The sequence below is a fragment of the Sandarakinorhabdus oryzae genome, from assembly GCF_009733735.1.
GTDB classification, from domain to species: domain Bacteria; phylum Pseudomonadota; class Alphaproteobacteria; order Sphingomonadales; family Sphingomonadaceae; genus Sandarakinorhabdus; species Sandarakinorhabdus oryzae.
On sequence record NZ_WNJP01000137.1, the window covers coordinates 1 to 7,444 of the forward strand.

Sequence of the window (7,444 nt, forward strand, 5' to 3'; positions counted from 1 at the left end):
CCGCCGTGCGGATGGCGAGCGCCTTCTGCGCGGTGGACGCGGCGGCCAGCGCCGGCAGGGCCGCCCGCGCAGCGCGGGCCATGTCGTTGATCAGGTTCATATCAGCACCAGATGATCAGCATGCACCAGGGCCGCGCGCGGCGCATAGCCGAGCACAGGCCCTTGCGCTTCGTTGCGCAAACCCATGATCCGGGCGGCGTCGTCGGCATCATAACCGGCCAGCCCGCGCCCCAGCACGGCGCCGTCCGGTCCGGCGATGGCCACCACGTCGCCACGCCGGAACCTGCCGTCCACCCGAACGACGCCGGCCGCCAGCAGCGAAGCGCCGCGCTTGAGCGCAGCGGCCGCCCCGGCATCGACGCTGATCGTGCCGGCCACCAGGATGCGCCCGGCCAACCAGGCCTTCTTGCCGCGCGCGGTGCGCGGCGGCAGGAACAAAGTGCCGCCACCGGCGTCGGCAAAATGGCTGAGTGGCCGTTCCACCCGGCCATCGCAGATGGCCAGCGCGATCCCGGCCGCCCCGGCCATGCGCGCCGCCAGCAGCTTCGCCGCCATGCCGCCCGATCCCATGCCCGACCGGGTTTCGCCGGTGGCCATCGCCTCGATTTCGGGAGTCAGCGCCTTCACGACGGCCAATCGCCGGGCCGTCGGATCATTGGCCGGATTGGCGGTATAGAGGCCGTCGACATCGGAAAGCAGGATCACGCCCGACGCGCCTGCCGCCTGTGCCGCACGCGCTGCCAGCCGATCATTGTCGCCAAAGCGGATTTCGGTGGTGGCCACCGTGTCATTTTCGTTCAGCACCGGCAGCGCGCCCAGATCGAGCAGGCGGGCGATGGTGGCTGCCACGTTCAGATAGCGCCGCCGGTCCTCGAGATCACCAAGGGTGAGCAGCACTTGCGCCGCCGTCAGTCCTTGCGCGCCCAGCAGCGCTTCCCACACCCCGGCCAGCGCCACCTGGCCCACGGCGGCCGCCGCCTGCGCATCTTCCAGGCTGGCACGCCCCCCCTTGTCCAGCCCCAGCCGGCGGGCGCCCAGCGCGATGGCGCCGGAGGAGACGATGACGATTTGCTGGCCCTGTTGGCGCCGCTGCGCCAGATCGGCGACGACGCCGGCCAGCCACTGCGTGCGCACGGCGCCGGCGGCATCGACCAGCAGCGACGAACCGATTTTCACCACCAGCCGCGGGCAGATGGCGGGATCGAAGGCAGCGGCCGGGGTGTCGGTTACAGCGGTGACCATGATTGACCTGCGGCCTGGTCCCGCGCCACCTTCATCGCCTGGGCGCGGCCGGCGATCTCCATCAGCTTGTCGAGCACGGCGTCCACGCCCTGCCGTGTGGCGGCGCTGATGGTATAAACCTGCGCGCCGCTGGCCTGTTCCAGCGCGCGCTTCTTGGCGGCCAGGGCCTGCGGCGTGATGAGATCGACCTTCGACAGTGCCAGGATTTCGGGCTTTTCATCCAGCCCGCCGCCATAGGCCGACAGTTCCTCGCGCACCACGCGCCATTGCTCCACCGGGCCAGGCTGGCTGGCGTCCACCAGGTGCAGCAGCACGCGGCAGCGCTCGATATGGCCCAGGAAGCGGTCACCGATGCCCACGCCCTCGGCCGCACCGGCGATCAGGCCCGGAATATCGGCCATGACCAGTTCCTGGCCTTTGTGGGCGACCACCCCCAGCTGCGGCTTCAGCGTGGTGAAGGCATAATTGCCGACCTTGGCATTGGTGTTGGAAATGGCGTTGATCAGGCTGGACTTGCCCGCATTGGGTTGCCCGACCAAGCCGACATCGGCCAGCAACTTCAGCCGCAGCCATACCCACATGTCCTTGCCGGGGAAGCCGGCCTGGAACTGACGCGGGGCGCGGTTGGTGCTGGTCTTGTAATGATCATTGCCCTTGCCGCCGTCGCCGCCCTTCAACAGGATGGCGCGCTGGCCGACGCGGGTCATGTCCACGATCAGCGTGCGCTCCTCGTCATCGGCCAGGATCTGCGTCCCCACCGGCACCCTGATCACCAGATCATCGCCACCGGGGCCGGTGCGGTTGCGGCCCATGCCGTGCGCCCCGCGCTTGGCCTTGAAATGCTGCGAATAGCGAAAATCGATCAGCGTGTTGAGGCCATCGACGCATTCGAAGATGATATCGCCGCCCTTGCCGCCATCGCCGCCATCCGGGCCGCCATATTCGACAAATTTCTCACGCCGGAACGACACGGCCCCATCACCCCCGGCACCGGAGGCAATGAAGATCTTGGCCTGGTCGAGAAACTGCATGGGAGGCCTTCAAAACAAAAGGGGAGCCGGTTGCCCAGCTCCCCTTTTTTCAAATCAAGCGAAAAAGAGCCGGGCTTACTCAGCCGCGAGCGGTTCCGCCACCGGGTTGACCGACACATACTTGCGACCCAGCTTGCCGGTGTGGAACTCCACGGTGCCGGTGGCCAGGGCATAAAGGGTGTGATCCTTGCCAACGCCGACATTGCGGCCGGCATGCGTGGGGGTGCCACGCTGGCGGATGATGATGGTGCCGGCGTTCACCGCCTGGCCGCCGAAGCGCTTGACGCCAAGGCGCTTGCTTTCTGAATCGCGGCCGTTCTTCGACGAGCCGCCTGCCTTCTTGTGAGCCATGGTGGGGTGCTCCCTTTATGCGACCGGTCAGGCGACCGAGGTGATCTTCAGCACCGTCAGCTGCTGACGATGGCCATTGCGGCGGCGATAATTGTGGCGACGCTTCTTCTTGAAGATGATCACCTTGTCACCCTTGGTCTGGGCGACGATCTCGGCCTTCACGCTGCCGCCCATGGTGAGCGCGGCGCCTTCGCCGGTCATCAGGGTTTCCAGGGTCACGGCGGTGCCGGCATCCCCTTCGATCTTTTCGACGATGATCTTGTCACCGTCTGCGACCCGGTATTGCTTGCCGCCGGTGCGCACCACTGCGAACATGGTTGGAGCCTTGAGGTTAGAAGTTTCAAACAAGTCGCGGCGCCAGAATCAGGTGATTCCGGCCCCGAACGAAGGCGCGGCACTAGTGGATGGCCCAAATCTTGTCAACGCCGACGTTATGGTGCCGCCGCCCCCTTTTGCCCCGCACGCAGTTGGTGCAAAGCTATGGGCAGTGACCCGCCGCCGCCTCCTGCTGATCGTTGCTGCCTTCGTGGCGGGCGGTGTCGCCATGCTCAGCCTCTATGATCCGGCCATTGATGCGCAAACGGCGGCCGCCCTGGCCGACCGGTTGGCAACCGAGTATCACCGCCAGTCCGGCAACCCGCGCGCGGCATTCGCGGCGCGGGAAGGCCGGCAATGGGCCGATGGCTGGGAATTCCGCTGGCGCTATCGCCCCTGCCCGGAATTCGCGAGCCTGAGGGTGTGGATCAGCCGCAATGGCCGCCGCGCCTCCTACGCCGAATTCCCCGATTGCGCCCCGGCCACCGGCCTGCAGGCGACACCGCGCAAGGCCTGAATGAAAAGAGCCGGCCCGCAGTGTGCGGACCGGCCCCTTTCAAGCTTGCCGGCGGCGCGTAATTAGGCGGCCCCGATGGCGTGCTGCGCGATCATGCAATAGAGCATCGGGAACGACAGCAGGAAGTTGGTGCGGCTGAAGATCATCGCCGTGGTGCCGGCCTTGGCCTTCTGCTCCGGCGTGCCATCCACGATGCCCAGCGCGATCTTCTGGTTCGGCCAGATCAGGAACCACACGTTGAAGGCCATGATCAGGCCCATCCACATGCCCAGGCCGATGACGCGCAGGCCTTCCTGGAAGGTGAGCGCGCCGATCAGGTTGGCACCCGACAGGCCGATGCCGGCCAGCACGGTGAGCAGCGAGCCGTGGCGGAAATAGAGCAAAGCCTTGGGCGCGATATATTTGGTCACGCCCGGCTTCAGCTCGGCCGGGACCGACGGCATGGTCGGGATCTGCACGAAGTTGAAATAATAGAGCAGGCCGATCCACAGGATACCGGCCCAAACGTGGATGACGCGCAGGAAGCCGGCCATCCAGGTGCCGGCATCGGCGGCGATCAGGCCGCCGTGGAAGGCGACGATCACCGCAACCATGGCCAGCAGCCCGATCAGCAGTGCGTTGGAGAGTTTGCCCAATATTGCAGCCATAGAAAATGCCCCGTGAAAGAGTGTGTTTGCGCTGCCCCCTATAGGCGACAGTTCCACTCTTGTTAACCCCGCCGCTTGTCGCGCTGCGTCGGCTCTTGCTGCATCTGCACAAGTGGCGTATATGGCCGCTCATTCCTGCAGGGTTGATGGTTTTGCAGGCTGCGCGGCACCGCTGCGCAGCGCCTGAACCGCTTGGCCGTGCAGATCCAGTCCTTCACACCGGAGCCCTTTGCCCTTGGTCCAGACCGATCTCGATGCCCGCCTCTCGGCCATCATTGCGCCCGTGGTGGCGGCAATGGGGTTCGACCTGGTGCGCGTCATGCTTTCGGGCCAGCCGGGCAGCCTGACGCTGCAGGTGATGGCGGAAGACCCGGCCACTGGCCAGTTGACCATCGACCAGTGCGCGAAACTGTCGCGCGCTCTCGATCAACCGCTCGACGAGGCCGATCCGATTGCCGGCGAATATCATCTGGAAGTCTCTTCCCCCGGCATCGACCGACCGCTGACCCGTCCGGGCGACTGGGCGAAGTGGGCGGGCCACGAGGCCAAGATGGCGCTGGAGCCGCAGGTCGATGGCCGCGCCCGCGCCACCGGCACCATCGTTGGCCTGGAAGGCGACGATGTGCTGCTCACCACCAAGGTCGGCTTGGCCCTGCGGCTGCCGCTGGCCAATATCAAGCAGGCCAAGCTGGTGCTGACCGACCGCCTGATTGCCGAATCGAAACCGCTGGATCCCACCGGCGCCGACGAGATCATCGAAAGCAGCGCTGCTGCCGACAATGACAATGAAACCCCCGACAATATCCATTCGGAGGATTGAGATGGCCACTGCAACTGCCCTCACTGCCAACCGCGCCGAACTGCTGGCCATTGCCGACGCCGTCGCCCGCGAAAAGTCGATCGATCGCGGCATCGTGATCGAGGCTATGGAAGACGCCATCCAGCGCGCGGCTCGTGCCCGCTATGGCGCCGAAAACGACATCCGCGCCAAGATCGATCCCAAGACCGGCGAAACCCGCCTGTGGCGCGTACTGGAAGTGGTCGAGGAACCGGAGGATTTCTTCAAGCAGATCAGCCTGAAGGACGCGCTGAAGAAGGACAAGGCGGCCGAACTGGGCAGCTATGTCGTCGATCCGCTGCCGCCCGTTGAGTTCGGCCGCATCGCCGCTCAGGGCGCCAAGCAGGTGATCGTGCAAAAGGTGCGCGATGCCGAGCGCGAGCGCCAGTTTGAGGAATTCAAGGATCGCCAAGGCGAAATCATCACTGGCGTCGTCAAGCGCGCCGAGTTTGGCCACGTCGTGGTTGATCTGGGCAAGGCTGAGGGCGTCATCCGCCGCGACCAGCAGATCCCGCGCGAAGTGCTGAAGCCCGGCGATCGCGTGCGCAGCCTGATCCTGTCCGTGCGCCGCGAGCCGCGTGGGCCGCAGATCTTCCTGAGCCGCGCCCATGGCGACTACATGAAGAAGCTGTTCGCCCAGGAAGTGCCGGAAATCTATGATGGCATTATCGAGATCAAGGCCGTCGCCCGCGATCCGGGCAGCCGCGCCAAGATCGGCGTGATCAGCCGCGATGGCTCGATCGATCCGGTCGGCGCCTGTGTCGGCATGAAGGGCAGCCGTGTGCAGGCCGTCGTGCAGGAACTGCAGGGCGAGAAGATCGATATCATCCCTTGGTCGCCCGACACCGCCACTTTCGTGGTCAACGCGCTGCAGCCGGCCGAAGTGTCGAAGGTCGTGCTCGACGAGGAAGAGGGCCGCATCGACGTGGTCGTGCCCGACGATCAGCTCAGCCTCGCCATCGGCCGCCGCGGCCAGAATGTGCGCCTGGCCAGTGCGCTGACCGGCAAGCAGATCGACATCATGACCGAAGCCGACGAAAGCGAACGCCGGCAGAAGGAATTCGTCGAGAAGTCGGAAATGTTCCAGAACGAGCTCGACGTCGACGAGACCCTGGCCCAGCTGCTGGTCGCCGAAGGCTTCTCCGAACTGGAAGAAGTGGCGTACGTGGACCTGGCCGAAGTCGCCAGCATCGAGGGCTTTGACGACGATCTCGCCACCGAACTGCAGAACCGCGCTGTCGAGGCGCTGGAGCGTCGCGAGGCCGCCGCGCGTGACGAACGTCGTGCGCTGGGCGTGGAGGACGATGTCGCCGCCATCGAGGGCCTGACCGAGGCCATGCTGGTGGTGCTGGGCAAGAAGGGCATCAAGACGCTTGATGACCTGGGCGACCTCGCCACCGATGAGCTGGTCGGCCGCTCCGGCCTGCTCAAGGAATTCGGCCTGTCGGACGATGACGGCAACCGCATCATCATGGCCGCCCGCGCTCACTGGTTCGCTGACGAGGAGGACGCGTCGGCGGATGGAAACCAATGATCGTCTGATTCCGGCATCTTCGCCGCCATCGAAGGACAGCGAGCGTCGCTGCATCCTGACGGGCGAGTCTGCCCCACGCACCGGCCTCATTCGGCTGGCACTGGGGCCGGACGGGCAGGTTGCGGCCGACTGGTCGGAACGGCTGCCCGGCCGCGGCGCGTGGATCACGGCGGATCGGGCCCTGTTCGAGACGGTAGCGGAAGCAACTGGATCAAAAGGGGGCCGGTTGCGCGGCGCGCTGGCCCGGGCCTTCAAGACGAACAGCTTCAGCCTGCCCGACGATCTCGCCGACCGCATCAGGGCCGGACTGGAACAGCGGCTGCTGAACCGGCTGGGGCTGGAAAAGCGTTCGGGCACGCTCATATTGGGCGGTGACCGGGTGCGCGAGGCGCTGGCCAAGGGCAAGATCTTCGCGGTGCTGCACGCCGCCGATGCTCGTCCCGATGGTAGTGAGCGCATCGACGGCATGGCCCGCGCGGTGGGTGAAAGCCTGGGTGAAGACATACCGCACCGCCGGGTGCCACTGTCGCGCGATGCGCTGTCGGCGGCGCTGGGCCGCGACAATGTCGTGCACATGGGGCTGACAGATGCCGGCGCAGCGGCGCGGGTGCTGGCCGATCTTGACCGGCTGGCCGGCTTTGCCGGCGAATTGAACGACGAAACGACGAGCGAAACAGCAATATCAGGCCGGGACGGCGCAACAGAGGTTGCGGCGGACGTCGGCGAGAGGCATTAGGCGGCGGACTATGAGTGACGACAACAAACCCAAGCTCGGCATGCGTGCCCCCCTCGGCCTGAACAAGTCGGTCGAGGTCGGCAAGGTCAAGCAACAGTTCAGCCACGGCCGCTCCAAGCAGGTCGTGGTGGAGGTGAAGCGCGCCCGTGTGCTGCACCGTCCGGGCGAGGCACCGCCGGCCCCGGCACCAGAACCGACTCCGGCGCCCGCCGCGGCCGCCCCGGCCCCGCGTC

General features: G+C 66.2%; 10 protein-coding genes. 5 read left to right on the top strand and 5 right to left on the bottom strand.

Annotated features, from left to right (window positions below):
* Positions 1-96: 96 nt before the first annotated feature.
* The 4 genes from proB to rplU all read right to left on the bottom strand — a co-directional run bounded on the left by proB (position 97) and on the right by rplU (position 2,939).
* Positions 97-1,242, bottom strand: a complete 1,146-nt coding sequence (gene proB, locus GJ693_RS12115) for a glutamate 5-kinase (RefSeq protein ID WP_156256553.1) — start codon at positions 1,240-1,242, stop codon at positions 97-99.
* Positions 1,227-2,273 (bottom strand): GTPase ObgE, encoded by a 1,047-nt coding sequence (gene obgE / locus GJ693_RS12120; protein WP_156256554.1) that lies wholly within the window; start codon positions 2,271-2,273, stop codon positions 1,227-1,229. Before obgE ends, proB begins: the two co-directional genes overlap by 16 nt.
* 75 nt (positions 2,274-2,348) lie before the next feature.
* Positions 2,349-2,624, bottom strand: coding sequence for a 50S ribosomal protein L27 (gene rpmA, locus GJ693_RS12125; protein ID WP_156256555.1), 276 nt, complete (start codon positions 2,622-2,624; stop codon positions 2,349-2,351).
* Positions 2,625-2,651: 27 nt separating this feature from the next.
* Positions 2,652-2,939 carry a 50S ribosomal protein L21 gene (rplU, locus tag GJ693_RS12130; RefSeq protein WP_156256556.1) on the bottom strand — a complete coding sequence of 96 codons (288 nt, stop codon included), beginning with the start codon at positions 2,937-2,939 and terminating at the stop codon, positions 2,652-2,654.
* 172 nt (positions 2,940-3,111) lie between these two features.
* Here rplU and GJ693_RS12135 point away from each other — a divergent pair, with 172 nt between their 5' ends.
* Positions 3,112-3,456 carry a hypothetical protein gene (locus tag GJ693_RS12135; protein WP_156256557.1) on the top strand — a complete coding sequence of 115 codons (345 nt, stop codon included), beginning with the start codon at positions 3,112-3,114 and terminating at the stop codon, positions 3,454-3,456.
* 62 nt (positions 3,457-3,518) lie between these two features.
* Here the strand turns inward: GJ693_RS12135 and GJ693_RS12140 are convergent, their stop codons facing one another.
* Positions 3,519-4,103, bottom strand: a complete 585-nt coding sequence (locus tag GJ693_RS12140; RefSeq protein ID WP_156256558.1) for a urate hydroxylase PuuD — start codon at positions 4,101-4,103, stop codon at positions 3,519-3,521.
* A gap of 235 nt (positions 4,104-4,338) precedes the next feature.
* Between GJ693_RS12140 and rimP the strand changes: the two genes are divergently transcribed.
* The 4 genes from rimP to GJ693_RS12160 all read left to right on the top strand — a co-directional run.
* Positions 4,339-4,923, top strand: a complete 585-nt coding sequence (rimP, locus tag GJ693_RS12145) for a ribosome maturation factor RimP (RefSeq protein WP_156256561.1) — start codon at positions 4,339-4,341, stop codon at positions 4,921-4,923.
* Between the two features lies 1 nt (position 4,924).
* Entirely contained in the window at positions 4,925-6,475 is a 1,551-nt protein-coding gene (gene nusA / locus GJ693_RS12150) for a transcription termination factor NusA (RefSeq protein WP_156256559.1), read from the top strand.
* Positions 6,462-7,211 carry a DUF448 domain-containing protein gene (locus tag GJ693_RS12155; RefSeq protein WP_197042160.1) on the top strand — a complete coding sequence of 250 codons (750 nt, stop codon included), beginning with the start codon at positions 6,462-6,464 and terminating at the stop codon, positions 7,209-7,211. Before nusA ends, GJ693_RS12155 begins: the two co-directional genes overlap by 14 nt.
* Before the next feature lie 10 nt (positions 7,212-7,221).
* A partial coding sequence (locus GJ693_RS12160; protein ID WP_197042161.1) for a translation initiation factor IF-2 associated domain-containing protein occupies positions 7,222-7,444 on the top strand: 223 nt, incomplete at its 3' end.